Origin of the sequence: Sediminibacterium ginsengisoli (assembly GCF_900167075.1) — a bacterium.
GTDB classification, from domain to species: Bacteria; Bacteroidota; Bacteroidia; order Chitinophagales; family Chitinophagaceae; genus Sediminibacterium; species Sediminibacterium ginsengisoli.
This window is the reverse complement of sequence record NZ_FUWH01000004.1, coordinates 213792-240576: the sequence shown is the minus strand read 5'-3', so window position 1 is coordinate 240576 and position 26785 is coordinate 213792. Positions and strand designations below refer to the sequence as shown.

Here is a 26785-nt window from a genome sequence, read left to right as displayed (position 1 = left end):
GCATCATATAACGAACATCGTTGTTAAAACGCCCAAACATTCCCATTTTACCGCAGCACTTAAACAACTGATCAAAGCACTGGAAACGTATGCGAAGGAACGAGGTTGTCTTGTTCAGCTTACCACCATAGAACACATCAAATCACAAGAACCTTCAATAAAAAATAGAAATCACCTCCGCGAATTTGTTGTCGCTACATATCCTAAACTCGTAGATAAAAAGGATAAAGATATTAAGAATCGGCAACCGTATTACATGAAAATGTTTGAGGCAACGATCGTAGCGCACCTCGAAAGTTCGCGAGCACGGACGGAATAGAAAAACGGCTTCAAGAGAAGCCGTTTTGTATTTCAGGATGTGGCTCGCGGACGTTCGGCGTTCGTTCGTTTCGCGGTAATTATCAAGAAAAAATAAAGTCCATTACAGGGGATAAAAAGGGCTAAAATTTTATACCTACTTTAATGCTTCTTCTCATCTATTGGGACACCCTTATGTGAGCAGTCAGTTACCATAATACTGATACAAATAATCCTTTAAACTAAATATCAACTCATGAAAACACAGCCCATGCTTTGCAGCATTCAAGACAATCCGTATTTTGTTTCATCCCCCCGTAAATCCTGTCAGCTATGAACGAGAAAAAACAGGTCGGCATTTGGATTCGCGTATCAACCGATATGCAGGTAAAGGACGAAAGCCCTGAACACCATGAAAAACGCGCCCGCTACTACGCGGAATCGCGCGATTGGGAGGTTGTCACCGTGTACCGCCTCGATGCAATCAGCGGGAAAACGGTGATTGACCAACCGGAAGCAAAACGCATGCTCGCAGACGTGAGAAGCGGGCGCATTAGCGGCCTCATCTTCTCCAAACTCGCGCGGCTTGCCCGCAACACAAAGGAACTATTAGAGTTCGCGGACATTTTCCGGGAGTACAGCGCAGACCTTATCTCGCTTGCCGAAGCCATCGACACATCAACACCTGCCGGACGCTTATTCTTCACCATTATTGCCGCTATGGCGCAGTGGGAGCGTGAGGAGATCAGCAGCAGGGTTGCCGCATCGGTGCCGATCAGGGCGCAGCTTGGCAAGTCCCTCGGCGGCGCGGCACCATTCGGGTACCGCTGGGATAACAAAGAACTGAAGATTGACGAAGCGGAAGCCCCGATCCGTGTCCTCATGTTCGAGACATTCCGTACCGTTCGCCGCATCCAAACCACCGCGAACATCCTCAATGAAAAAGGGTATTGCACGAGAAGCGGCGATAAGTTTTCGGATAATACCGTAAACCGCCTCTTGCGTGATCCGATGGCAAAGGGAGAACGCCGCGCTAACTACACCAAAAGCCCAGGAAAGGGTAAACAGTGGCAGTACAAGCCGGCAGACGAATGGGTCATTATACCGTGTCCGGCGATTGTGTCCGTGGAACTCTGGGAGGAATGCAATGCAATCCTCACCGAACAGGAGCGCAAGCGCACCAAAACCGGACGGCAGGCGATCCATCTCCTCACCGGCTACCTACATTGTGCGTGTGGCGGTAAAATGGCAATCAGGCACGCGCATCGGAACTATATCTGTCCGGCGTGCAAAAACCGGATTGATGCCACGACCATTGACCACATCCTCCACGAGCAGTTGAAAGGACGCATTGCGTCCCTTGACCCGACACAGTACCGCACGGAAAAAGACGCGGAACTGGCGAACGCAGAGCGACTGTATGCAGTTACCACCACGGAACGGGAACGGCTCGCCAAACGGCGGACAAACCTCGTTTCCATGCGCGCAGACGGCGACATCGACAAGGCTGCATTCCATGAGGAATACAAGCCACTAGAAGCCCGTCTTGCACAACTGGACAACGAACTGCCCGCGCTTGAAGCGGCAATGTCCTATGCTCGTGTACAGCGGCAATCCGCGGAAACGGTGCTTGAAGATGCCAAGACGCTCTATGAGCAATGGGAAGAACTTCCCTTTGAACAGAAACGCGGCATTGTTGAAACCATTGTCCGTCAGATCGTTATTGGTACAGATACCGTTGAGATTGCGTTCGACTATGCCCCCGCCCCTTTAGGAAATCCCGGAAATTATCTACGCAACCACATGGGTTCATGGAAGCCACCAGCATAAAGCTGGCGGGAAATTCGAGTGACATACGCGCTCTTGAAATCGTGACCTTCCTTTCTTCAATGGGCTGACGCATCACTTCGAGAACAGTCCTTTTAAATTCCGGTAATTCATCGAGGAACAATACGCCATGATGCGCAAGCGAGATCTCGCCGGGTTGCGGTGTTCCGCCGCCGCCAACCAATGCCACATCGCTGATGGTATGGTGCGGAGCGCGAAAAGGTCTTTTGCTGATCAGCGCACTGTTCTCCGGCAGTTTGCCGGCAACGCTGTGTATTTTAGTGGTTTCAAGCGCTTCATGTAAACTCAGTGGCGGCAGTATGGTTGGTAACCGCTTGGCCAACATGGTTTTTCCGGCACCCGGCGGACCAATTAATATCACATTGTGACCTCCTGCTGCTGCAATCTCCAGAGCGCGTTTGATATTTTCCTGCCCTTTTACATCGTTAAAGTCAACATCGAATTCATACTGACTGCTGAAGAATTCATCACGTGTATTAACTGTAACTGGACTAAGTGATTTTTCATCAGCAAAGAACCCGATCAGTTCAGAAATATGCTCCACACCATACACTGCCAGGTTGTTTACAATCGCAGCTTCTCTTGCATTTGCTTTCGGCAGGATCAATCCCTTAAAACCTTCTTTCCTGGCCTGGATAGCAATCGGTAATGCGCCCTTGATAGGTTTGACAATTCCATCCAGGCTCAGTTCGCCCATGATCACATAGTCCTTCAGCGAATCAGGATTGTCAAGTTGTTCACTGGCGCCAAGAATACCCATGGCGATGGGAAGGTCAAATGCCGAGCCGGTCTTTTTGATATCGGCCGGCGCAAGGTTCACTACCAGCTTCGTGCGCGGCATATGGAACCCGTTCGATTTAATCGCACTCTCTGTTCGCTGCAGGCTCTCCCGGACAGCATTATCAGGCAGGCCAACAATGGTATAATGCTGACCCGCACTCACATTCACTTCAACCGTAATAGTGATGGCTTCCACGCCATAGACAGCGCTGCCAAAAGTTTTTACAAGCATAATCTCTGTATAAATTCTGCGGCACTTTATTGCATAACAGGCCACATGCAGAGCGAAAATACATCCGGGAAATAGCAAAAAATTAAAAAGGGTATTTGTACTTAATCGCACGGCAACTTTTGGAAAGTTCCGGAACTTTCCAAAAGTTAAGCTTGTATAATGATTTTGTATCTGTATAAGAAGGTGGATATTGGTCAGGCGCCCCGCTGGTCGGATGAATTTAATAAATCTACCAGCCTTTGCAGAGGCGCCTCTTTGGGTTCGGTACGTAGGTAATTGAGATGAATGCGCAGCGCATTCCGATAGGAGTTAAAGGAGCGGCGGCGCAAAACTGAAGTCCAGCGGCCTGAGCGACAGATGCCGGAACCTGCCTGAAAGTTGGAATTGATAAACATCTTTGAAAAATGCAAGAGACGAACTTTTGGAAAGTTCCGGAACTTTCCAAAAGTTAAGGTTATAATTTCTCCAGCATATCCACCACACCTTCTCGCTTCAAAATCAAATAGCCAAGCCGGTCATTGCTGATCCCTTCTTTCAATTGATAACTGAACACCAGCTGGTCTTCCGCCACACTGGTTTCAAAATAACGGAAGGAGATATTGGGGTACTGGCGCAGGCCTTCACCGATTTCGTATAAGTGGGTGGAGAGTACAAAGAGTGCGTTCTTCATTTTGTGCAGGCCTTCAATTACCACGGTACTGCACTTCATGGCATCCTGTACATTGGTGCCTTTGAAGAGTTCGTCTATCAGGATCAGCCAGTTGCGGCCGTCGCTGATCTTTTCAATGGTGCTGCGGATGCGTTGCACTTCGTTGAAAAAATAACTTTCACCTTTTACGATATTGTCTACCACCTGTATGTTGCTTAACAGGCCATCGAAAAGACTCAGGCGCATACTTGTGGCCGGCACGGCCATGCCAATGTGTGCGAGGTAAACACCAAGTCCAACGGCTTTGATGAACGTGCTTTTTCCCGCCATATTTGCACCTGTGAGGAAAAGGAAATTCTTTGCAGGATCCAGGGTTACATCATACGCCACAGGCACCGTTAACAGCGGATGGTACAATGCCGTTGCATTTACATAGGGCTGTGCTGCCTGTTCTATTTCCGGGAAAATATAATGGTGCTTTCTGCAGGCGATGGCCAAACTCAGGTAGGCATCGAGGCGGCTGTAGATATCCATCAGCTCCATGGCCTGCTGCTTGTAATGATTGCGCAGGTAAACACCGAAACGCAGGATATCCTGCGGCTTAAGCTCGTCTTTTTTGCTGTGCAGCATTTCCTGTATCACGGGTCTTGCCAGCAGGGTTTCTATGCGTGTTGATTGCTCCTGTATCAGCTTACTGGCGGGCTCCTGCTGCAGTAGTGTTACCACCTGCTGCATACCTTTTACAAAATCTACCGTATGTGTTACCGTATAACGTGTGAGCGAAAAATCAGGACCGTTCAGCAGCTTATAGACTGCACTGTTAAATGCATTCGGGTGCGATGGGTAAGTGTTGATCTGGCTTTCGTAGAACTTGTCTATCACCATCATGGTACCGTTGGTGACGGTTACCGGCCATTGATCAATTACAGCGATCAGCTGGCGGATGCTATGCTGCGTATCCTGTATAGCGCTCACGCTGCTCAATGGCCTGCCCAGCAGGTAACGCAGGTATTCGCGCCCGCCATTGGTCTGGGTATGGTTGAGGTGATGGAAGACAGATAGCTCTTCTTCGCTCTGGAATATGGATAGGTCGTTGAGTGTTGTTTTGTCCGCCTGCATGCCGTATCGTGTTTTACACCAGCCCGTTATAATGGTCCTGGTGAATACTAAGCTACTGTTTATCTGTTAAAACGCAGCCGCATTCCCTGCTTAGATTCATCGAACACCCCATTTCCATAAACCATATGACCACTTACAAAAGTATTGGTTACGGTTGCCGGCATGGTAAAGCCTTCCAGCGGGCTCCAGCCGCATTTGTAATAGATATTTTCCTTGCTGATGGTCCAGGGCCGGTTCATGTTTACCAGCACCAGGTCTGCATGGTATCCTTCACGGATAAAGCCCCTGTCTTTGATCTCGAAACAGGTGGCCACGGCATGGCTCATCTTGTTCACCACTTTTTCTATGCTGATGCGGCCCTGCTGTACATAATGCAGCATCAGCCCGAGTGAATGCTGCACTAACGGAAGCCCTGCATGCGCATGTTCATAATCTTCCTGTTTTTCTTCCCAGGTATGCGGCGCATGATCGGTGGCTATCACATCGAGCCTGTCGTCGAGCAATGCTTCCCATAATGCTTCGCGGTTATAAGGAGCTTTGATGGCCGGGTTGCATTTGATCTGGTTGCCGAGCCTGCCATAATCTTCGCTGCTGAAATGCAAGTGGTGCACGCATACTTCGTTGGTAATACGTTTGTCACCCAGCGGCAGCATATTGCTGAACAACTGCAATTCCTTTGCCGTGGAGATATGCAGGATATGCAAACGGCTGTTGTATTTTTTGGCGTACTGGATGGCTTTGAAGGAGGATTCAAAACACTCTTCTTCGTTTCTGATGACCGGGTGATCGGATGGTTCGAGTTTGCCCTTTTGTTGTTTAAGCGCTGCAAGGTTCGCTTTGATCATACTTTCCTCTTCGCAATGCGTGGCAATAAGGAGTTCGCTGCCTGCGAAGACCTTATCCAGCAGCAGCGGATTGTCTACCAGCAGGTTCCCGGTGGATGATCCCATGAAGATCTTCACGCCGCAGATATCCTGTTTCCTGTCGTTCGTTCTCAGTACTTCGTCCAGATTATCGTTGGATGTGCCCATGTAAAATGAATAATTCGCCAGGGCTGTATTGGCTGCGATCTCGTATTTCTGTTCGAGCAATTCATGTGTAAATGCCGGCGGATTGGTATTCGGCATTTCCATAAAGCTGGTTACGCCACCCGCTACTGCTGCTCTTGCTTCGGTATAGATATTGGCCTTGTGCGTGAGTCCGGGCTCGCGGAAATGCACCTGGTCGTCTATTACGCCCGGCAGGAGGTGCAGGCCCTCTGCATCGATCTCTATGGCTTTTGCTTTTGTATCTATGGATCCGCCAATGCGGGCAATACGGCCTTCTTCGATCAATACGTCGCCGTGTACCTGTTTGTCTTCATTTACGATACAGGCATTTTTGATGATATAACGCTGGTGCTGGTTGTCTGACATAACTGTGCTGAATTGAGCCTGCAATTTATCGAATACGCACGACTCTCAGCCAGACAATACTAATCTTCCAGGTGGATGGAGAAAACGATCATGCGCGACTGGATCTTGTCGAAGATATTGGAGTATTTCAGCGACGGGTCGAGCTGGTGGATATTGGTAATACCGTTACTGATCTTGATCTCCGGCGAAACAGTTACGAATGGAAGGAAGAAATTGAAGCCGATGCCCGCTTCATAACCCAGGTCGTAACGTTTGAGTTTCAGGATATCATCTGCATTCCGTGCGGCCGAATTGCTGGAAAGGTCCATGTCGAATTTCATACCTGCCATCAGGTAAGTCCTGAAATTACCGATCCGGTCGGAGTTGAACTTGAACTGGAAGGGAAAGCTCACCAATGTGGCCGGCAGTACCTGTTTCTGGTACAGCGCTTCACCGGGCTTGGAACTGCCAAGTGTATATGCAATATATTTCGAGCCGCCGATCACCAGCTGCGGGTTGGCCCTGAACTGGAAATGATCGTTCAGCCTTAATGTGGCCAGCAGGCCCATGGCAATGCCGCCGCTGCTCACGGGTTCGGCGCTCATGATACTGTCGCTCTGGAGAAATTTGGGTGATTTACTGACCTGTAAATAAGAGGTATTATAACCCAGCGTTAACCCGAAATAATAGGGCAGGTTATCGTGGTTCATGCGGTAAATTTCTTTCTGCGCCCTGGCTGCTTTAACAAAAACCAGCAATGCCGTTACAAATACCAGCTGCTTCAACAATATGGAATATCTCGGATTGGTCAATGTAAAATGATCTTTGGTTGTCTGTCTAGTCAATAAAAACAATGAGTAGAGATTCGATCATTCAGTGGGTTGGGATGTATTAAATATGACGCAATATAATATGCATTTGCCAGTTCCGGCTTTTTAACCCTGATTTTAACAGGATTTAGGAACATTCCGGCTATTTGCCTGATTTTTCACCCACATAAATCGTACAAATGCCCATGGTGAGTCTTTTCAGGTAAATATTGCTGAAGCCGGTGTGCTGCATGATAGCGAGAAATGCCTGCCCTTCGGAGAATGCTTTCACACTTTCATTCAGGTAACTGTATGCTTCCCTGTTTTTGGAGAACAGTCTGCCGAAGGCCGGCGTTACCACATTCATATAAAAATTATACAGCCCCTTGAACAGGAAATTGGTGGGTTTGGAAAATTCGAGCACTACCAGCCGGCCACCGGGTTTCAGTACCCGCAACATTTCTGAAAGTCCTTGTTCCAGGTGCTGGAAATTACGCACGCCGAATGCTACGGTTACTGCGTCGAAATGGTTGTCGGGGAAATGGATTATTTCACTGTCGCCCTGCTGCAGTATGATCTGCTGGCTGAGGCCCAGTTTCTCTATCTTTTTCCGGCCCAGCTCCAGCATGCCGGCCGAAATATCGATACCGGTGATCTTTTCCGGTTTCAGCTGCTGCCATGTCATGATGGCCACATCGCCGGTTCCGGTAGCTACATCCAGCACATGCGCCGGTTTAAGGGCTGCCAGCTGCGCGATGGCTTTTTTGCGCCAGCGTACATCAATCCCCACACTCAGGAAACGGTTCAGGAAATCGTAACGGAATGCAATGCTGTTGAACATTTCCGCCACCTGTTGCTTTTTCTCCAGTTCACTTTCCTGGTAAGGGACCACTTTGTCGTGTGCAAATTTCGCCATGGCGCAAAGATAGTCACTATCTTCGTATGGCATGAAAGCACGTATCTATAAGTCTACAGGTAGCTGGTATATAGCCAAAGCGGAGGATGGAGTTACCTATAATGCGCGGATCAAAGGCATTTTCAAGCTGGAGGGGATCACTTCCACCAACCCTATTGCCGTGGGCGATGAAGTGGATATGGATATTGAAGCCGTTCAGGAAGAATCCGCCATCATCACGCATATTTATGACCGCCGCAATTACGTGGCACGTGTATCGCCGCATAATAAAAGGCAGCATCATATTGTTGCATCCAATCTCGATCAGAGTATACTCGTTGCCACTTTGAAAGATCCGAAGACTTCGCAGGGTTTTATGGACAGGTTCCTGATTTCCTGCGAAGCCTACCACATTCCCGCCATTATCGTATTCAATAAAGCAGATATCTACCGGAAAAAAGAGCTGGAACGTTTTGAACACCTGCGCGGGATCTATGAAGCCATCGGCTATAAAGTGATCCTTGCCAGCGTGCAGGAAGGAACCGGGCTGGATGAGATCAAGGCATTGCTGAAAGACAAAATCACTTTGCTCAGCGGGCATAGCGGTGTGGGTAAATCAACATTTATCAATGCCGTTTTTCCGCAGTTTAACCTGCGTACACAGGAAGTAAGCGGCTGGAGCGGTAAAGGCATGCATACCACCACTTTTGCAGAAATGTTCGACCTGGACGGAGGCGGCCAGATCATTGATACTCCTGGTGTGCGTGAGTTCGGACTGGTTGATATCACCAAACAGGAATTGTCGCACTATTATCCGGAAATGAGAGCTTTGCTCAACGGGTGCCAGTTCAACAACTGCATGCATATTGAAGAGCCAGGCTGCGCGGTGAAGAAAGGCGTTGCAGAAGGAATTGTGTCGGAAGACCGGTATGTCAGCTATCTCGGTATTCTCGATACGATGAACGATAAGGAATACTGATTATGATCCCTGTTTACCTGCTTCATTATAATCTTCGAACCAGGACGCATATTTCACATAATTATTGGCAATACGATCTATCTCACCGCTGATCAGTTCCGGTGAAACATCTTTCACTTTTTTGGCAGGCACGCCCGCATAAATGGTTCCGGCTTCTACCACAGTACCTTCCAGTACAACGGCTCCTGCGGCGATGATGGCATTGCTGTGAATCTCGCACCTGTCCATCACGATCGAACCCATCCCGATGAGTACGTTATCATGAACGGTACAACCATGCACCAGCGCATTATGCCCGATCGACACATTATTACCGATAATGGTAGGGTTTTTCTGGTACGTGCAATGGATCACGGCGCCATCCTGCACATTTACCTTGTCACCCATTTTGATATAATGCACATCACCTCTTACAACTGCATTGAACCAGATACTGCATTCGGCGCCCATCACCACATCGCCTACAATGGTAGCGTTGGGTGCAATGAAACAGTTTTCTCCGAATTGAGGTGCTTTGCCGAGAACTGATAGGATGGTTGCCATAAAGTATTACATTTCAGTGATCAAAGTTCTAATTTTAGGGTCAGGAAAGCTAATAAAAATGAGCGGAATTTCTAACAGGCAGCTTTTTCTCAGTCATGTGGCACAAACCTCTCCCGCACCCATTGGCATTGAAATGGCCCGGGCGGAAGGCATACATCTCTGGGATGTGAACGGTAAACAGTATGTAGACCTGATCTCGGGTTTCAGTGTCTGCAACATCGGCCACAGCCATCCGGCAGTGATCAAAGCAGTACAGGAGCAGACTGAAGCATACATGCACGTAATCGTTTACGGAGAATTTGTTCAGTCGCCGCAGGTACGCTATGCAAAACTGCTGACGGATCATCTTCCCTCATCGCTCAATTGTGTATACTTTACCAACAGCGGAGCCGAAGCAACGGAAGGGGCGATGAAACTCGCCAAAAGAGTAACTGGCCGCACTAATATGATCGCTTTCAACAATGCCTATCATGGAAGCACGCAGGGTGCGCTGAGCGTAATGGGCGGCGAATACTGGCGTAATGCTTTTCGGCCGCTGCTGCCGGGTATTGGTCATTATGATTATAACAGCGATGAAGTATTGGACGCGATCGATGAAACAACAGCCTGTGTATTGATGGAGCCGGTGCAGGCAGAAAGCGGCATTCTGGCACCCGAGGCAAAATGGCTGGAAGCCGTGCGGAAAAAATGTACTGAAAAAGGTGCTTTGCTGATCTTCGATGAGATCCAGGCGGGCTTTGGCAGAACAGGGTCGCTCTGGGCTTTTGAACAATATGATGTGGTGCCGGATATTTTGCTGCTTGGCAAAGCGCTTGGTGGCGGTATGCCTTTAGGCGCTTTTATTGCAGATCATGCATTGATGAACCAGCTCACCAGTGAACCCGTTCTCGGTCATATCACCACATTCGGCGGCCATCCCGTTTGCTGTGCCGCAGGGATGGCTGCTTTTAAAGTGCTGCTGGAAAGTAATATGATCGGTGATATAAAGGAAAAACAGCAATTGCTGTTAAATTCGATCGCGCATCCGGCTATCAGGGAGATCAGGAGCAAAGGTTTGTGGATGTCGCTGCAGTTCGCAACACCCGAACTGAACCAGGCCATTGTTCATCGTTGTGTACAGAATGGCCTGGTTACAGACTGGTTCCTTTTTGCGCCCGACAGGCTGAGGATCGCGCCGCCGCTTATTATCACTTCTGAAGCGTTTGCTGAAATTTGTTCCGTAATCCACAGATCTATAGAAGAAGTGCTGGATAAAACGGATATGCATCAATAGCTGGTTTCAGGCCCGCATCTTTCTTTTCTGCAGAACCTGCTGTACAGCTGCTCGTATACCGGTATAATATTACTGATATCAAATTTGCAGGCATGCTGGTAAGCCGCTTCTTTCATGGTCTGCAGCTTCTCATCATTGCTGAGCAGTTCAATGGCATAACGGCTCATGGTTTCCACATCGCCAACATTGGCCATATAACCTGTTTCGCCCTGGATATTGATCTCGGTTAAGCCGCCTGCATTGGTGCTGATCACAACGGATCTTGCTGCCATGGCTTCAAGTGCTGCCAGACCGAAGCTTTCATAGTCGGACGGTAATAAGAATACATCGCTTACGGCAAGTATATCTTCCATCTGCTCCTGTTTGCCGAGGAAACGGATATCGTCGTCTACGCCCAGCTCTCTCGCAAGTTCTTCGGTAGCGGGCCTTTCAGGGCCATCGCCCACCATGAGTAATTTTGCGGGCATTGCTTTTTTCACTGCGGCAAAAACGCGGATCACATCGTCCACACGTTTTACTTTCCTGAAGTTGGAAGCGTGCATCAATATTTTTTCGCCATTCGGTGCGATCACTTTTCTGAATGCATCGATAGGTTTTTTATCGAAGCGTTTTACATCTACGAAGTTGTAGATCACTTCAATCTCTTTATGTATGGCAAATGACTTGTAGGTTTCTTCGCGCAGGTTCTGCGAAACGGCAGTGATGGCGTCGCTTTCATTGATCGAAAAAGTAACTACCGGCTCGTAGGTTTTGTCTTTGCCTACCAGTGTAATATCTGTTCCGTGTAATGTTGTGATAACCGGTATATTCCTGTTCGCCTTCTGTTTTACGATCTGTTTGGCCATATAGGCGGCAGATGCGTGGGGGATGGCATAATGCACATGCAGCAGGTCGAGATCGTAATTCATGATCACATCTACCATGGTGCTGGCAAGTGCTACTTCATAAGGCGGGTAATCGAACAAGGGGTAGGTTGGGACCCTTACTTCGTGATAAAAAATATTGGCATTGAAAACATTCAGTCTTACAGGCTGCTGGTAAGTGATGAAATGAACCTGGTGTCCTTCATCGGCCAGCGCTTTCCCTAACTCTGTTGCAAGAACCCCGCTACCACCGAATGTTGGATAACATACTATTCCTATTCGCATATGTTTTGTTTAACGTAATGAACAATCCTTTCCTCATTTCCAAGGGGCAAACCGGATGCAAGTAACAATTATTTCTCCATTTCACCGGCCCGCTCATAGAACTTGCAGAAATGTTACAAATGGTTAACTTTAACCGTATGAAAAAACTGCTGACCGCCGTTCTTCTCCTGCCCTTCATGGCCAATAGCCAGGTGCAGGACGATGCAACCATGATCAAGAAATTATCCGATGAGATCCTCCGTAACGGGCGTGCCCATGAACTGCTTTACCAGCTGACCAAACAGATTGGCGGCAGGCTAGCCGGTTCCCCGCAATCTTATAAAGCCGAGGAATGGGGCCGCATTACCCTCGAAAAAATGGGGGCGGATAAAGTGTACCTGCAGGAGTGTAAAGTGCCCAGGTGGGTAAGGGGCGGAAAGGATGAAGCCATCATCACTGCTGTGGATGCTACCAAAACTTCCCGCGGACTGGATGTGCTGGCTTTGGGTAATTCGCTTGGTAACGGGAAACCTGTTGAAGCTGAAGTGATTGCCATTGCTGATTTTGATGAGCTGGAGAAAAGGAAGGCGGAAGTAAAAGGCAAGATCGTTTTTTATAACGCAGGCTTTGATCCTACCAATGTAAAGCCGTTCATTTCCTACGGACAAACCGGTATTTACCGGAGAACCGGGGCGAGCCGTGCGGCTAAATACGGAGCAGTGGGCATACTGATCCGCTCAATGACAGAGTCGGTGGCCAATGACCCGCATACGGGTTCTATGTCGTACAACGATTCTTTCCCTAAAATACCGGCGCTTGCCGCAGGACCGCGTGATGCAGATCAGTTGTGGGACCTGAGCAAGCGTTCTTCGGTGAAAATGGCCATAACCACTTATGGTCATTTCCTGCCCGATACTATTGGGCATAATGTGATCGGAGAACTGAAAGGTTCGGAGTTTCCGGACCGGATCATTACCATCGGCGGCCACCTCGACAGCTGGGATGTAAATGAAGGTGCGCATGATGATGGTGCGGGTGTGGTGCATACGATAGAAGTGATGCGCGCATTAAAAGCGATTGGCTACAAGCCGCGTCATACCATCCGCTTTGTGTTGTTTGCAAACGAAGAGAATGGCATGCGTGGCGGTAATAAATATGCAGAAGAAGCAAAGGCAAAAGGAGAGAAACATGTATTTGCGCTCGAGAGCGATGAGGGCGGATTTACCCCGAGAGGATTCGGCGTTACGGCAGACAAAGCCCAGCTGGCAAAGATCAGGAGCTGGATGCCATTGCTGGAGCCTTACGGTACAGGAGAGATCAGCGAAGGCGGCGGCGGAGCCGATATCAACCCGCTGAACAAAACCTTTGGTATTCCTATCGCAGGCTTCCTGCCAGACCCGCAGCGTTATTTCGACATACACCATGCCCGCAGCGATGTATTTGAGAATGTAAATAAAAGAGAGTTGCTGCTCGGTGCTGTAAACATGGCAGGGTTGATCTACCTGATCGATAAATACGGGTTATAGTATGAATAAAAGAAAGATCATCTGGACCTTCTTTACCGTTTTAATAGTAGCGCTGGTAGTTTTTATCTACTGGCGTTACTATTTTGTGTTTGCAGAAGGCACCAAAGCGGGGCAGCTGAATACTTTTCAGCGGAAAGGCATGCTGTTCAAAACCTATGAAGGCAAGATCATTCAAAGTGGTTTCAGGGCCAATGTGCAGAGCAATGAATTCGATTTCAGCGTAACGGATGAAAGGGTAGCGCAGCAATTGCTGAACAGCTCCGGCCGTGAAGTGGAACTGCATTACAAAAGATATTTCGGTTCATTGCCGTGGCGCGGAATGCAGGGGTATATTGTAGACAGTGTTTACGAAGTACGCGGTGTTGAAGGTGAGACGATCATCAAGCCCAAATAACAGATCGGATCAAAAGGTCCGCCCCGACAACAGAGGTATTAAAATCTTTCCGAATATTGGTCAGCTTGCGTGGATCAGGAAAATAGCCAGCCGTTTATGAATATCTGTTGGCTGCTGTTTCCATTGCTTCACCGTTCTGGTACGGATATTTTCAGTTGATGCGGTAATGTCCACTGCGATGCAGATCCTGGTTTGTTCCTGGCAGCATTGCAGCAGATCGCCGGTCAGCGCATTGTTACGGTAAGGTGTTTCTATGAAGATCTGGGTGCAGTTGCGTTTGCGTGAATCGGCTTCCAGTTCCTTGATCTTCTTCTTTCTTTCAGCTGAATCGATGGGCAGGTATCCATGAAATTGAAAACCCTGGCCGTTCATGCCGCTTGCCATCAGCGCCAGCAGAATAGAACTCGGGCCAACCAGTGGTTTAATGGTAAAACCCTTTTCCTGTGCGGCTTCTGTAAGCAATTGTCCCGGATCTGCAATACCCGGGCAGCCGGCTTCGCTGATGATACCGATGTTTTTCCCGGCCGCAAGTAACCGGATGAATTCCCGGCGCACATTTTCCTCCGCTTTATGTATCGCTACCCACTGGTAATCGTCGATCACCATTTCACGCCATAGTTTTTTCAGGAAACGGCGGGCGGTCTTTTCATTTTCCACAAAGAATACCTGGCAACTTTTCACTGCATCCAGCACATAGGCGGGAATCGTTTCAATCGCTTCTTCATGTAAAACGGTCGGGATCAGAAAAACACTGCCTGCGCTCATGATTGTTTTTGTTCCTTTAATGGATAGATGCTGAGTGTGGCGGCGATCACTGCATATGCTGGTGCCAGTACCCAGCCCACAACGGGAAGCAGGTGCATGAGGTAAAATACAACCCCGTTCCCGATGGCAAGTCCTTTATGGTGACCAATATAGAAAATACTTTCAGCCGGTGTTTTGCGATGACGCTCCATACTGTAATCGAGCATGGAAAATCCATAGTAGTAACATTCTACCAGGATGGCCAGTATCGGTGTGAGCCAGCCGAATACCGGTATCAGTGAGAGGAACAGAATGGCCAGCAGGTAAACGGTTTGCCAGACGCTGTTACGTGCTGCGAGATATACGCCCCTGATCATGTCTTTTCCCAGCTGTCTGAAATTGAAAGGAAAGTCTTTGCCCTCGATGATGGCTTCGGTCTTTTCGCTCAGGTAAGCAAATAAGGGTGAACCCACAATCAGGAAAAGGTATTTGAAGAGCGAAAAATAAAACAGCATGAGCAAAAGCCAGAGCATGAGGCTTCCCATGGTGAAAACAAAACCCAGCAGGCCGTCGTTCATCCTGTCGAGCCAGCTTTTCAGGCCGGTTTTCAAGGCCATCCACTCGATAAAATCACTGGAAGTGCGGCTGAAAAAATACATGCCGATAATGAACAGGATGGTATAAATGATGCCTGGTATCAGGATCCATTTCCACAGTTTATGCTTCCGGATGAACCGGTGCGCCTGCGCGTAAGCCTGTATTGATATGATCAGCTCTTTTAGCAAATGGGGGGATATTGATCGGGTTAAAGTTAAGGGATTCAGTAAGTTTATGGTTATGAAACCTATAACGTTATATCATTCCGCAAAATTGCCTGCCGCTTTTTACAGGCGGAAAGATGTGGTGAAAATAGCCAGGGAACTGATCGGAAAAGTACTGGTAACAACCTTTGATGATACAGTAACTGCAGGCCGGATCGTGGAAACGGAAGCTTATAACGGTATTGTTGACAAAGCCTCGCATGCCTGGAACGGCCGCCGTACAGACCGCACCAGCGTGATGTACGAGGCGGGCGGACTTTCCTATGTCTATCTCTGTTATGGTATCCACCATCTCTTCAATGTAGTGACCAATACGGAAGACATACCCCATGCCGTACTGGTAAGAGCGCTGGAGCCGCTAACCGGTATAGAACAAATGCTGGCAAGAACGGGGAAGAAAAAGCCGGATCATTCCCTCACACGAGGCCCGGGAAATGTGGCAAAAGCCATGGGACTGAACAGGATCCATACGGGGCTGAGCCTGCTTGATAACACTGTTTTTATCGCTCAGGATGCGTTCAGGATCAAACCTGCTGACATTGGCGTTTCTCCGAGAATTGGTGTGGATTATGCCGCGGAAGATGCTTTATTGCCGTATCGTTTTTTTGTAAAAGGAAATCCTTATGTGAGCGGGAAAGTTATAAGTTAGCCGGCTTAAAATTTCGGACAGCTGATCGGCTTTTCCGTAGACGGTCTTCTTGTATAGATCAGCGACAATTCAATCCCGCCACGGTTTTGCGATGCGGTTTTTAAGGAAGAACTATTGTAATCATAGGTCATCCCAAACCTGAAATCACCGAACTCCAGGCCAAGGTAAGGAATGATGGCGTCTTTGAATCTTATCCAGCTGCCTGCATAAAGGCTTACAGATTTCGGTTCATCCGGATTGGCATTGAACTGTAATGCGCCGCCCAGCATGGTTTCAGACGCGCCGCCCTGCAACATCTGCATGCCACTGAGGTGAAGGGTAGTAGTAGGGCCTACCGGAAAATATCCGCCTGCATGAATAGTGGTACGCGGATCGAGCAGGTATTGTGCGCCGGAGAAATACTGTTTGGGCCTGTTGATATGATACATACTCACGCCAACGTAAAAGTTATTTCTTTCACTGGTGCTGCCGTTGTACAGAACCCCTGCGTTCACATCTACATAGCTCGATTTCAGCACGGCATTATTGAATACTTCGGAAGTTACACCTGTAAAGCCTGCATTGGTGAGCTGGTCTTCGAATTTCAGGCTGGGCACATCTATCAGCATATTGGCATAGGTAACCTGGAAACCGGCTCCCAGCTGGTGCATGCCGTCTTCATCCAATCCTTTATGATAGGCAGTGGAGACTGATGCATAGCTGAATTTTACTGCTCCATCGGAGCTTTTGTCATTATAACCCATGATTCCGACACCCCAGGTGTCATTCAGTGCAATTCGTTCCGGGAAAATCTGGAAATCGATGGAGGCAGTTGCTGTTGTATAGGCATTATTAATGCTTGGCCACTGGTTACGGTAATTGCCGGCCACACGGTAACTGCCAAAGAATTTACCTGTAAAAGCCGGATTGAGTGTAAGCGGTGATGAAAAAAACTGGGAATAATGCGGATCCTGCGCAGATACATGCACAGTACACAGTACTACAGCAAAAAAGCAGATTGATATTTTGGCCAGTTTTCTCACCACTTCAAAAGTACGTTAATCCGTTGAAGCCTGTTTTCCGTCTATCCAAATAACAGCTGTTTAACGTAACTTTCTGAAAACGCGGGAGAATGCCGCTACGACTGCATCTTACTACCAAATGCAAGGTCGCCTGCATCGCCCAGTCCGGGTACGATATAACCTTTGGCCGTTAGCTCATCATCTATATCGCCGCACCAGATCTTGATATTATTGCCACATTCGCGCCTGATGAACTCGATACCTACGGTGCAGGCGATCGCTACCACTACATGAATGTCTTTTGGAGAGCCCTCATTTTTCATGAACTGGATGGTCTTTACGAGAGATGCACCTGTTGCCAGCATCGGGTCGCTGATGATCACCATGCGTCCGTCGATGGGCGGGCAACTCATATATTCCAGGCTGATCTCGAAAGAACCGTCGCGATGATGTTTGCGGTAGGCGGAGATAAAAGCATTATCTGCCTTGTCGAAATAATTCAGCATGCCGTTATGAAGCGGAAGTCCTGCCCGCAGGATGGTGGCCAGTACCGGGTGCTGTTCCAGCACTTTACTTTCGTGCACTCCCATCGGCGTAGGAATTTCAACCGTTTTCCATGCCATTTCCTTGCTGATCTCATAAGCGGCCACTTCGCCGATTCGTTCCAGGTTGCGGCGGAACCGCATACGGTCGCCCTGAACGGAAATATCCCTCAATTCAGATACCCAGTTGCTTACAAGACTATGATGTTTGCTGAGGTTTACTATCATGGCTGAAAATGCTGGTTAAAGCCCAAAACTAAAAGCAATCGGCTGTAATAGAAAATTTATATTGAAACGGACAACGTCAGCTTAAACATTTGTTTTGCAATTATTTCATTATTTTAACCGGTAAAACCCTGAAAATGAAAAGGATCACAGGAATATTGCTGATAATATGTATAGCGCTGGCCTGTAAAGAGAAGGCCGGGGAAAAGAAATTCGATAATAACAGTTACGAACAGGTAAAGGAAACACTGGCAGACAAAGAAAAGAACAATCCTGCAAGCTTCCTGGTAGTGAACAGTCACGACAGGAAAAACCTGATCGGGCAAACGGTTGTAAAAGGTACTATTCTCAATAAGGCAACGATCAGCTGGTACAAGGATGTTGAGCTGCATCTGTCGTTCTACAGCAAAACGGGAGTTAAACTGGATGAAGGGCTGGAAACGGTTTACGATTACGTAGCACCGGGTAAGATCATCAAATTCAAAACAAAATATTTTGCGCCCAGGGGCACAGACAGTGTTGCAATCAAAGTGGTAAAAGCGGTGGGCGAGATCAGGGAATAAAACGGAACGCATCCCCATCGAACAATCCCTTATCGCTTAGTTTAAGATGTGGTATCACCAGCAAGGCCATAAAGCTCAGTGTCATGAACGGTGCCTGTAATCCGGAACCCAGCTGCTTGGCCATTTTGTCAATTGCCGTATAAGCTGTTGCTACTTCATAGCCATCCTTTGTACTCATGAGTCCGGCCACCGGCAGATCAAGTACGCTTTCTTCTGTTCCTGAAACGCAGCTCACACCACCTTTTGCAGCAATGACGAGATTGATAGCGCGTGCCAGGCTTTCATCATCCGCACCAACGGCTACAATATTGTGACTGTCGTGTGCAACGGAAGATGCAATGGCTCCCTTTGTGAAGCCGAAATTCCGGATGAAACATTTTGCGACCGGCGCCTGGTGATAACGGTTCACGACCACGAGTTTCAGAATATCATTCGCCGTATCGCTTTGCCACTGCCCGTTTTCCAGTTTGCCCGGCAGGTCGAGACGATTGGTGATCAGCTGTCCGTCGAGCGCTTCCATAACCGGGATCAGGCCTTTTTCTGAAGGATATTCATGTTCATTTACCTGCAGGTCTTTCACAGAGACCGCTTTACAATCGAAATGATTGATCGGTTTGCAATCCACAGGTTCTATCAGGCTCAGGCCTTTGTCTGCCACAAGCTGCCCTTTGATGTAGGTCTGCAGGATATTGAAATGCCGCAGGTCTTCCGCAACGATAAAGTCCGCATCATCGCCCACACGCAATAATCCAACCGGCAATGCATAATGCTCCACAGGATTTACGCAGGCAACCTGCAATACTTTAAAAAGACCGGTGCCCTGCGCTATGGCCCTTGCACAAAGCTGGTTGATATGTCCTTCGAGCAGGCTGTCGGGGTGTTTATCATCACTGCAGAACATCATCTGCCCGGCATGTTCGTTCAGTAATGGAGCAAGCGCTTCAAAGTTCCGTGCGGCGCTGCCTTCGCGGATGAGGATCTTCATGCCGTAACCGATTTTGTCGAGTGCTTCTTCGGCTGTAAAACATTCATGGTCGGTGGAGATTCCTGCTGCGATGTATTGTTTGGCCAGTTCGCCCCGGAGGCCGGGTGCATGACCGTCTACCGGTTTTCCTGCTGCATGTGCGGCGGCGATTTTTTTCATCACTTCTTCATCGCCATGTAAAACGCCCGGGAAATTCATCATTTCGCTCAGGTAACGGATCTCTTCCTTGGCCAGTAAAGCGGTCACGGCTTCGCTGTCGATAGCTGCGCCGGCCGTTTCAAAAACAGTAGCCGGAACACAGCTGGGTGCGCCGAAATTGAATTTAAAGGGTGTCTGTTTCCCGTTGGCGATCATGAATTCCACGCCTTCCACGCCGCAGACATTGGCAATCTCATGCGGGTCGCTGACGGTGGCAACGGTACCGTGTACCACAGCGAGCCGGGCAAATTCAGAGGGTATCAGCATGCTGCTTTCGATATGCACATGGCTGTCTGTAAAACCGGGCAGGATATAATGGCTTTCTTGCGCCAGGGATTCCAGTTGCTGAATAGCAGCAATTTTACCGTCTGTTACCGTGATCTCGGCCGGATATACAGAACTTGTCCATACATCTGCCAGATTTCCTTTTATTTTGAATGAAGGTCTGTTCATGGGAAAATATCAGAAAAAAAATATAAATCACCGCCGTCTATAGCGCGTATCTCTTTCAAACATTACATTTGGTAAAATTAAATATTAAATACAGCAGTTCTATGAAAAAAATAATAATGGCGAGCCTTGCCTGCTTTGTGTTCAGCTTTACGCTTATGGCGCAGACAGCTGAAGAGGTCGTTGCAAAATTTGAAGCAGCGGCCGGCGGACGCGAGAAGCTGGAAGCCATTCACAGCTTACAGGTGGAGAGCGTGATGAAAATGAGCATGATGCGCCAGGACTTCACCATCAATATCAATTCGATCAAAGAAAAAGGAAAACTTTACCGCAGGGAAATGAGTGGTATCATGGGAATCGGGAATTCTTTCTCCATGGTTACAGACACCGCAGGTTATAGCTACATACCGGCAATGCCAGGTTTTGGCGGCGGCGGTGGCAGCGAGCCTGCGCTGATAAAAATGACAGATGCCGAACTGAAAGCACAGCAGTTTGAACTGGATTGCGCCGGGATGTTTGCGCCTTTGGTGAATTATGCAGCAAAAGGGGGCAAGGTTGAACTGGCAGGCACAGACAAAGTGAACAAGCAGGAATGCTTTAAAGTGAAGCTGACACTGGCTTCCGGCGGACAGCTTACCTATTACATCAACAGCAAAGACTATTCCGTGATGCAGCTCGATGCAGCGGGAGAAATGGCGGCCAATATCACCGGTTTCGGCAGCATGATGAAAATGATGGGCAACGACAGGGTGAGAAGTATGAAAGCTTCCATCGGTTACAGCAATTACAAAGACCTGGGCGGTGTGCAGTTTCCTATGAAACAGGTGATCGCGATAGGGCCTGTTGAAACGGTGATCGAACATTCGGATATCAAGATCAACGAAGCGGTAGATCCTATCTGGTACAGGCTGAAAAAATAATGGATTTAAAATAAAAAGCGATCCTGTTGCATGTGCAGCAGGATCGCTTTTTTTATGCTATTGAACGATCAGTCATCAAGCAGGTCCGGTCTCCGGTCGCGCGTGCGTTGGAGAGATTGTTCATGACGCCAGTCGTCAACTTTTTTGGGATCGCCCTGCAAAAGGATGTCGGGTACTTTCTCGCCGCGGAAATCAGCGGGGCGCGTATAAACAGGAGGAGCCAGCAGGTTATCCTGGAAAGAATCGGTAAGGGCTGAGGTTTCATCGTTCAGTACACCCGGCAATAATCTGCCGATAGCGTCCACAACTACGGCCGCAGCCAGTTCGCCGCCACTCAGTACATAATCGCCGATGGAGATTTCCCGGGTAACGTAGAGCTGGCGTATGCGTTCGTCGATTCCCTTGTAGTGCCCGCAGATGATCAGCAGGTTGCCTTTTAAAGAAAGGCCGTTGGCGGTGCGCTGGTCAAAGGGTTTGCCGTCGGGTGTCATATAAATGATCTCATCGTACGGCTGTTCCTGCTGCAGTTCATCAATGGCGTTGGCCAGCGGTTCGCACATCATTACCATGCCGGCGCCACCGCCGTACTGGTAATCGTCGACCATGCCGTATTTGTTCACAGCCCATTTCCTCAGCTGGTGAACGCGGATCTGTAACAGGCCTTTTTCCTGAGCCCGCTTCATGATACTGTGGGTGAACGGACTTTCAAGGAGTTCCGGCAGCACGGTGAGAATATCGATCTTCATCATACTGCAAACATATTAAAACTATACGTGACGGGCTTGACGGGGAGTTGTTAACTTTGCGCCGCAAGACAAACAGTAAGCAGTATGAACCGGATCGGTACGGTTTGCCTGCAATATTCTCTTTCTCCATTCAAACAGGCACTATGCAACATGAACGGGCTTTTTTGTTCGATATGAACGGAACAATGATCAACGATATGGCATTCCATGTACGCGGATGGCATAAACTGCTCACAGAACTGGGCGTTTCAATAACCCTGAAGGAAATGCAGCTGCAGTGCTACGGCAAAAACGAAGAACTCCTCGAGAGAATGTTGCCCGGCCGTTTCTCAGATGCGGAAAAGCAGACGATGATCATGACCAAGGAAAATATCTACCAGGAAGAGTTCCGGCCGCATATGCAGCTGATCAACGGCTTGCATGATTTTCTCGGAAAAGCAAAGAACGCCGGTATCAAAATGGCAATAGGTTCCGCGGCCATCATGTATAATATCAATTATATCCTCGACGGACTTAATATCAGGCATTACTTCGATGCAATAGTCAGCGCGGACCACGTAACGATCAGTAAACCAGATCCTGAAACTTTCACCAAAGCAGCAGACCTGCTCGGTGTTCCTTATGAGAATTGTATTGTGTTTGAAGATGCGGCAAAAGGTGTTGAAGCGGCATTGAACGCAGGCATGAAATCTGTGGTGATCAAAGGGTTTCACGAACCGGAAGAATTTGATTACCTGCCCAATATCATTGCCATGATCGATGATTATACAGATCCGGCACTCGACGCGCTTTTCCCGGTGAGTCTGTAACGAATGGCGTAACTTTCGGTGGTCAATCTTTTTTATGCCTTTACAAAGCCAGCATACAGGAAGTTTTGAAGGGAAGGATATCCGGCTATATACGTTTACAAATGCAAACGGGAGCCAGGTTCAGGTTACAAATTATGGCGGCATCGTCAGTTCCTGGATCTGTGCTGATAAACAGGGCAATCATTCAGATATAGTGATCGGTCTTGGTAAACCGGAAAATTATATCCAAGGCCATCCTTATTTCGGCTGCCTGGTGGGTCGTTATGCCAACCGTATTGCAAACGGCCGGTTTTCGCTGAATGGGAAGACCTATAACCTGTCTGTTAACAATGGCCCCAATCATCTTCATGGTGGGGTGAAAGGATTCGACAAGGCCGTATGGAATGCAGAGACGGCGCATGATTCGTTGTTGCTTCGTTATGTTTCTCCGGATGGTGAAGAGGGTTATCCGGGTAATCTAACCGCCGATGTCCGTTATTCGTATTCGGATGAAAATGAACTGAAGATTCAATACCGTGTCACTACAGATGCAGATACACCGGTCTGCCTTACCAATCATTCTTATTTTAACCTTAGCGGAGATCTTGACCGGGGCATACTCGATCATTCCGTATGGATCGATGCGGATCATTATACGCCTGTAAATGAAGTGCAGATTCCTACCGGAGAAATTGCACCGGTTGCAGGAACAGCGTTTGATTTCAGAATTCCCTCAAAAACAGGTGCACGTATAGCGGCTACAGAAGGTGGTTATGATCACAATTTTGTGCTGAATAAAAGAGCTGGCAATAAAGCTGCTGAATTGAAAGACGCGCATAGCGGCAGATTGCTGGAAGTGTTTACAGATCTTCCCGGATTGCAATTCTACTCGGGGAACTTTCTTGATGGAACCCTGACAAATGCAGCGGGTAAAACGATCCGCAAACACAGCGGCGTTTGTTTTGAAAGCCAGTTCTTTCCCGATTCTCCCAACCAGCCCGGCTTTCCGGATGCAATTTTGAAAGCGGGGGAAACCTGGGAATCCGTTACTTCTTATAAAGTAAGCCTGTACGATCTTTAATCCATAAAACCTCCAAGGTCACGGCGCTGTTTCTTGGTGGGGCGGCCGATCTTACTCAGCCTTTTACCGGTCTGGTAGGTGGCGGCTTCAAAAGTAACCCTGTCGAGCTCTTCTGCCGGTGTGAGGTCAAGGTAGTTTTGTATGGCTTCGCGGTACTGCACACGATGATCCAGCAGCCCGGTAACTTTAATCACCCAGCGGCGTGCTTCGGTCTTTACATCGTATTCATCGCCGAGGTTAACGGTCTTCGATGCTTTGACTGACGTGCCGTTCAGTTTCACTTTCCCTTTATCGCATGCATCGGCGGCCTGGCTTCTTGTTTTGAAAAGACGGATCGACCAGAGATATTTATCAATGCGCAGTTTTTCTTTTGCTTCTCCCATATCCTGAAAAAGAGGGAAGGCCTGTGAAGACCTTCCTGTATTATTATTTCATTTCTGCATAGAACTTGTGGAAATAAGGAATGGTCTCAATTCCCTTATAGAAATTGAACACATCGAATTTCTCGTTCGGGCTGTGCAGGTTATCGCTGTCGAGGCCAAAGCCCATGAATACGATTTTCAGCCCGAGCTCTTTTTCAAAAAGCGAACAGATCGGAATACTTCCGCCACCGCGTACCGGGATAGGATCTTTACCAAACGTGGCATTGATCGCTTTCTCGGCAGCTTTGTAAGCATCTGAATCAATTGGTGTCATATAAGGCTCGCCACCATGATGTTCTTCTGCTTTTACAGTAACACCGGCCGGAGCAATGCTCTTGAAATAATTGAGCACTTTCTCGGTAATCTTTGCTGAAGACTGGTTAGGTACCAGGCGGCAGGAGATCTTGGCATATGCTTTCGATGGCAGTACGGTTTTTGCACCTTCCCCTGTATAACCACCCCAGATGCCATTCACTTCAAGGGTTGGCCTGGTTCCTGTTCTCTCATTGGTTGTATAACCTTTCTCGCCCCAGAGGCTGTCTACTCCCAGGTCTTTTTTATACTCTTCCTCGTCATATGGAGCCTGTGCCATTTTTGCTCTTTCTTCCGGTGTGGCTTCCACCACATCATCATAAAAACCGGGAATGGTAATATGATTGTTCTCATCATGACATGATGCGATCATTTTAGCCAGCATGGTTGCAGGATTGGCTACCGCACCGCCATACACACCACTGTGCAGGTCGCGGTTAGGACCGGTCACTTCCACTTCTATATAACTCAGTCCGCGTACACCGATATCGATGGAAGGGTTTTCCATACTCAGCATGGAAGTATCACTGATCAGGATCACGTCTGCCTTCAGCAATTCTTTATTGGCTTTTACAAAAGTGGCGAGGTTCGGGCTGCCGATCTCTTCTTCGCCTTCGATGATGAATTTCACATTGGCAGGCAGCTCACCTGTATTTACCAGTGTTTCCAGCGCTTTCACGTGCATGTAGAACTGGCCTTTATCGTCGCAGGAGCCGCGCGCAAATATTTTTCCGTCTTTGATCACCGGCTCGAAAGGGCCGCTGTGCCAGAGTTCCAGCGGATCCGGCGGCTGCACGTCGTAGTGACCGTAAACAAGTATGGTAGGTTTGGATGGATCCACATTTTTTTCTGCATAAACGATCGGGTGACCGGCAGTAGGATAGATCTCAGCTTTATCCGCACCGGCTTCAAGCAAGCGCTGCTTTACAGCATCGGCGCAACGCAGCATATCTTCTTTGTGCTCACTTCTCGCACTCACACTGGGAATTCGTAAAAGGTCGAGTAATTCGTTCAGGAAGCGGTCTTTATGCTGCTCCTGGTAATCTTTCCAAGCCTGCATGATTTCAATTTTTAAATGATGGAATAAGGCTGCAATTTACGCTTATTTACAGAACCGGGCGTTACTGCTCCATTGTTCCCGAACGATGTTTTTCGTTGGAAATAACATTGGTCAGCGTCCATTCCAGCCGTTCTGTAAAGAGATGCTGGCGAACCGGACAATCGTCCTTGATGCAGATACTGCAGCTGAATGGCAGGCAGCCATCCGTATGTACAAAGAATTCAATAGCATCGCCGAATTGCTGGCGGGTCAGTTCAACCAGGGCGTCTATTTCGCGGTGGGCTTCGTGTACGTTGAGGTACCAGGGCACGGTAAGGTGGCAGTCCACATGTAACAGGCTTCCGTATTTGATCACACGCAGGTTATGCAGATCGATCCAGTTGGGATGCCTGTGGTTGTTCAATACCCGGATGAACTTTTTCAGCAGCTCCGTATCAGCTTCATCCATGATGCCTGCAATGGACGAACGGATGATCCTGTAGCCGTTATAAATGATGAAAATGCTCATTAATAAAGCGATCACTTTATCGAGCCAGTAAAGACCGGTTACCAGTACAACAACCAGCCCGAGTATAATACCGATCGTTGAATAAGTATCTATCTGCAAATGTTTTCCGCTTGCCATGAGGGCTGCAGAATTATTCTTGCGGCCGATGCGCAGGCACATGCTTCCCGCCACATAATTTACAACAGCAGTAATGCCCACCACCCACAGACCTGTGTCGAGTCTTTGTACAGGATTAGGCTCAAGTATATTCAGGACCGTTTCATAAACGATCATGATACCTGCTGCCGTAATCAGCGCGCCTTCTGCCGCAGCTGAAAGGAATTCGGCTTTTCCATGCCCGTACGGATGATCGGTGTCCCTGGGTTTGGCAGCCACATAAAGACTGTACAAGCCGATGAAACCTGCGATCACATTTACAATACTTTCCAGCGCATCCGTCAGGATAGCCATGGAATTGGTATAATGATACGCAACGATCTTGGCACCAAAGAGCAGCAGGCTCAGTATGCTGATCCATAACTGGATGCGGTAATTCTGTTTTGCTGCGGATTGCAATAGTTAAATATTTCTGTAAGGAAAGGAATCAACAGGCTACCATAAAACATCCTGCCATTCAGGTGTTTTGTCGAATGTAGCTTTTGCAAAAGGACAAAGCGGCATTACCTTGATCTGTTTTTCCCTTACAAAAGCGACAAGCTGCTCCAGCAGTTTTTTGCCAACACCCTGGCCTTTCAGTGACTCATCAACTTCTGTATGTTCAATAATGAGCTTGGTTTCGCCGGCCATTACATAGACCATTTCACCAAGCCTTTTCCCGTCCTGCTCATATACAAATGCGCCACCCTTCTGATCTGTGATATGTTTGATCTCCGACATAACCTGTTTTTTGGTTTGATAATGAATTG

The 26785-nt window shown here is 48.2% G+C and carries 27 protein-coding genes; 10 read left to right on the top strand and 17 right to left on the bottom strand.

What is annotated here, in order from left to right; genetic code table 11:
* The first annotated feature begins 630 nt into the window (after positions 1-630).
* Positions 631-2127 carry a recombinase family protein gene (locus B5D42_RS09265; protein ID WP_078831195.1) on the top strand — a complete coding sequence of 499 codons (1497 nt, stop codon included), beginning with the start codon at positions 631-633 and terminating at the stop codon, positions 2125-2127.
* Here the strand turns inward: B5D42_RS09265 and B5D42_RS09260 are convergent.
* The 5 genes from B5D42_RS09260 to ubiE all read right to left on the bottom strand — a co-directional run bounded on the left by B5D42_RS09260 (position 2018) and on the right by ubiE (position 8077).
* Entirely contained in the window at positions 2018-3157 is a 1140-nt protein-coding gene (locus B5D42_RS09260) for a YifB family Mg chelatase-like AAA ATPase (protein WP_245825630.1), read from the bottom strand. The two genes, B5D42_RS09265 and B5D42_RS09260, sit on opposite strands and share 110 nt — an antisense overlap.
* Before the next feature lie 454 nt (positions 3158-3611).
* Positions 3612-4925 (bottom strand): MutS-related protein, encoded by a 1314-nt coding sequence (locus B5D42_RS09255; protein ID WP_078831194.1) that lies wholly within the window; start codon positions 4923-4925, stop codon positions 3612-3614.
* 59 nt (positions 4926-4984) lie between these two features.
* Positions 4985-6340, bottom strand: a complete 1356-nt coding sequence (locus tag B5D42_RS09250; RefSeq protein WP_078831193.1) for a dihydroorotase — start codon at positions 6338-6340, stop codon at positions 4985-4987.
* A 59-nt stretch (positions 6341-6399) separates the two neighbouring features.
* On the bottom strand, positions 6400-7164 hold the full coding sequence (gene porT / locus B5D42_RS09245; RefSeq protein ID WP_245825628.1) for a type IX secretion/gliding motility protein PorT/SprT: 765 nt from the start codon (positions 7162-7164) through the stop codon (positions 6400-6402).
* A 127-nt stretch (positions 7165-7291) separates the two neighbouring features.
* Complete coding sequence (ubiE, locus tag B5D42_RS09240; protein WP_245825627.1) at positions 7292-8077, bottom strand: bifunctional demethylmenaquinone methyltransferase/2-methoxy-6-polyprenyl-1,4-benzoquinol methylase UbiE; 786 nt, start codon at positions 8075-8077, stop codon at positions 7292-7294.
* Between ubiE and rsgA the strand changes: the two genes are divergently transcribed.
* On the top strand, positions 8076-9002 hold the full coding sequence (gene rsgA / locus B5D42_RS09235; protein ID WP_078831191.1) for a ribosome small subunit-dependent GTPase A: 927 nt from the start codon (positions 8076-8078) through the stop codon (positions 9000-9002). The two genes, ubiE and rsgA, sit on opposite strands and share 2 nt — an antisense overlap.
* On the opposite strand, the gene B5D42_RS09230 is transcribed toward rsgA, so the two are convergent.
* Complete coding sequence (locus B5D42_RS09230) at positions 9003-9545, bottom strand: gamma carbonic anhydrase family protein (RefSeq protein WP_078831190.1); 543 nt, start codon at positions 9543-9545, stop codon at positions 9003-9005.
* 58 nt (positions 9546-9603) lie between these two features.
* Here B5D42_RS09230 and B5D42_RS09225 point away from each other — a divergent pair, with 58 nt between their 5' ends.
* Positions 9604-10818 (top strand): aspartate aminotransferase family protein, encoded by a 1215-nt coding sequence (locus tag B5D42_RS09225; protein ID WP_078831189.1) that lies wholly within the window; start codon positions 9604-9606, stop codon positions 10816-10818.
* On the opposite strand, the gene bshA is transcribed toward B5D42_RS09225, so the two are convergent.
* Positions 10812-11966, bottom strand: a complete 1155-nt coding sequence (bshA, locus tag B5D42_RS09220) for an N-acetyl-alpha-D-glucosaminyl L-malate synthase BshA (RefSeq protein WP_078831188.1) — start codon at positions 11964-11966, stop codon at positions 10812-10814. The genes B5D42_RS09225 and bshA overlap by 7 nt on opposite strands.
* Before the next feature lie 137 nt (positions 11967-12103).
* On the opposite strand from bshA, the gene B5D42_RS09215 reads away from it, so the two are divergent.
* Together B5D42_RS09215 and B5D42_RS09210 are read left to right on the top strand one after the other, a co-directional pair.
* Complete coding sequence (locus B5D42_RS09215) at positions 12104-13471, top strand: M20/M25/M40 family metallo-hydrolase (protein ID WP_078831323.1); 1368 nt, start codon at positions 12104-12106, stop codon at positions 13469-13471.
* Position 13472: 1 nt separating this feature from the next.
* Positions 13473-13865, top strand: a complete 393-nt coding sequence (locus B5D42_RS09210; RefSeq protein WP_078831187.1) for a DUF8785 domain-containing protein — start codon at positions 13473-13475, stop codon at positions 13863-13865.
* Between the two features lie 60 nt (positions 13866-13925).
* Here the strand turns inward: B5D42_RS09210 and B5D42_RS09205 are convergent, their stop codons facing one another.
* Positions 13926-14630, bottom strand: coding sequence for an SAM-dependent methyltransferase (locus tag B5D42_RS09205; RefSeq protein WP_078831186.1), 705 nt, complete (start codon positions 14628-14630; stop codon positions 13926-13928).
* Entirely contained in the window at positions 14627-15394 is a 768-nt protein-coding gene (locus B5D42_RS09200) for an EI24 domain-containing protein (protein WP_078831185.1), read from the bottom strand. The genes B5D42_RS09205 and B5D42_RS09200 overlap by 4 nt, the downstream gene beginning before the upstream one ends.
* Positions 15395-15446: 52 nt before the next feature.
* On the opposite strand from B5D42_RS09200, the gene B5D42_RS09195 reads away from it, so the two are divergent.
* Positions 15447-16079 (top strand): DNA-3-methyladenine glycosylase, encoded by a 633-nt coding sequence (locus B5D42_RS09195; RefSeq protein ID WP_078831322.1) that lies wholly within the window; start codon positions 15447-15449, stop codon positions 16077-16079.
* A gap of 5 nt (positions 16080-16084) precedes the next feature.
* Here the strand turns inward: B5D42_RS09195 and B5D42_RS09190 are convergent, their stop codons facing one another.
* Both B5D42_RS09190 and upp read right to left on the bottom strand, forming a co-directional pair.
* Positions 16085-17101, bottom strand: coding sequence for a PorP/SprF family type IX secretion system membrane protein (locus B5D42_RS09190; protein ID WP_262507784.1), 1017 nt, complete (start codon positions 17099-17101; stop codon positions 16085-16087).
* A gap of 95 nt (positions 17102-17196) precedes the next feature.
* A complete protein-coding gene (gene upp, locus B5D42_RS09185) occupies positions 17197-17850 on the bottom strand; it encodes a uracil phosphoribosyltransferase (protein WP_078831184.1) in 654 nt (217 codons plus the stop codon).
* Positions 17851-17984: 134 nt separating this feature from the next.
* On the opposite strand from upp, the gene B5D42_RS09180 reads away from it, so the two are divergent.
* Complete coding sequence (locus tag B5D42_RS09180; protein ID WP_078831183.1) at positions 17985-18410, top strand: hypothetical protein; 426 nt, start codon at positions 17985-17987, stop codon at positions 18408-18410.
* Here B5D42_RS09180 and ade read toward each other — a convergent pair.
* Positions 18400-20046: an adenine deaminase gene (gene ade / locus B5D42_RS09175; protein ID WP_078831182.1), complete on the bottom strand. Its 1647-nt coding sequence runs from the start codon at positions 20044-20046 to the stop codon at positions 18400-18402. The genes B5D42_RS09180 and ade overlap by 11 nt on opposite strands.
* 101 nt (positions 20047-20147) lie before the next feature.
* On the opposite strand from ade, the gene B5D42_RS09170 reads away from it, so the two are divergent.
* Entirely contained in the window at positions 20148-20963 is an 816-nt protein-coding gene (locus B5D42_RS09170; RefSeq protein ID WP_139367073.1) for a hypothetical protein, read from the top strand.
* Between the two features lie 68 nt (positions 20964-21031).
* On the opposite strand, the gene trmD is transcribed toward B5D42_RS09170, so the two are convergent.
* On the bottom strand, positions 21032-21712 hold the full coding sequence (gene trmD, locus B5D42_RS09165; RefSeq protein ID WP_245825623.1) for a tRNA (guanosine(37)-N1)-methyltransferase TrmD: 681 nt from the start codon (positions 21710-21712) through the stop codon (positions 21032-21034).
* A 140-nt stretch (positions 21713-21852) separates the two neighbouring features.
* Between trmD and B5D42_RS09160 the strand changes: the two genes are divergently transcribed.
* Together B5D42_RS09160 and B5D42_RS09155 are read left to right on the top strand one after the other, a co-directional pair.
* Positions 21853-22518 (top strand): HAD family hydrolase, encoded by a 666-nt coding sequence (locus B5D42_RS09160; protein WP_078831180.1) that lies wholly within the window; start codon positions 21853-21855, stop codon positions 22516-22518.
* A gap of 34 nt (positions 22519-22552) precedes the next feature.
* Positions 22553-23578: an aldose epimerase family protein gene (locus B5D42_RS09155; protein ID WP_078831179.1), complete on the top strand. Its 1026-nt coding sequence runs from the start codon at positions 22553-22555 to the stop codon at positions 23576-23578.
* On the opposite strand, the gene B5D42_RS09150 is transcribed toward B5D42_RS09155, so the two are convergent.
* The 4 genes from B5D42_RS09150 to B5D42_RS09135 form a co-directional block, all read right to left on the bottom strand.
* A complete protein-coding gene (locus B5D42_RS09150) occupies positions 23575-23961 on the bottom strand; it encodes an RNA-binding S4 domain-containing protein (RefSeq protein ID WP_078831178.1) in 387 nt (128 codons plus the stop codon). The genes B5D42_RS09155 and B5D42_RS09150 overlap by 4 nt on opposite strands.
* A gap of 43 nt (positions 23962-24004) precedes the next feature.
* Positions 24005-25372, bottom strand: a complete 1368-nt coding sequence (locus B5D42_RS09145) for a dipeptidase (protein ID WP_078831177.1) — start codon at positions 25370-25372, stop codon at positions 24005-24007.
* Between the two features lie 61 nt (positions 25373-25433).
* Positions 25434-26435 carry a cation diffusion facilitator family transporter gene (locus B5D42_RS09140; RefSeq protein ID WP_078831176.1) on the bottom strand — a complete coding sequence of 334 codons (1002 nt, stop codon included), beginning with the start codon at positions 26433-26435 and terminating at the stop codon, positions 25434-25436.
* A 36-nt stretch (positions 26436-26471) separates the two neighbouring features.
* Positions 26472-26756 carry a GNAT family N-acetyltransferase gene (locus tag B5D42_RS09135; protein WP_078831319.1) on the bottom strand — a complete coding sequence of 95 codons (285 nt, stop codon included), beginning with the start codon at positions 26754-26756 and terminating at the stop codon, positions 26472-26474.
* Positions 26757-26785: the final 29 nt, after the last annotated feature.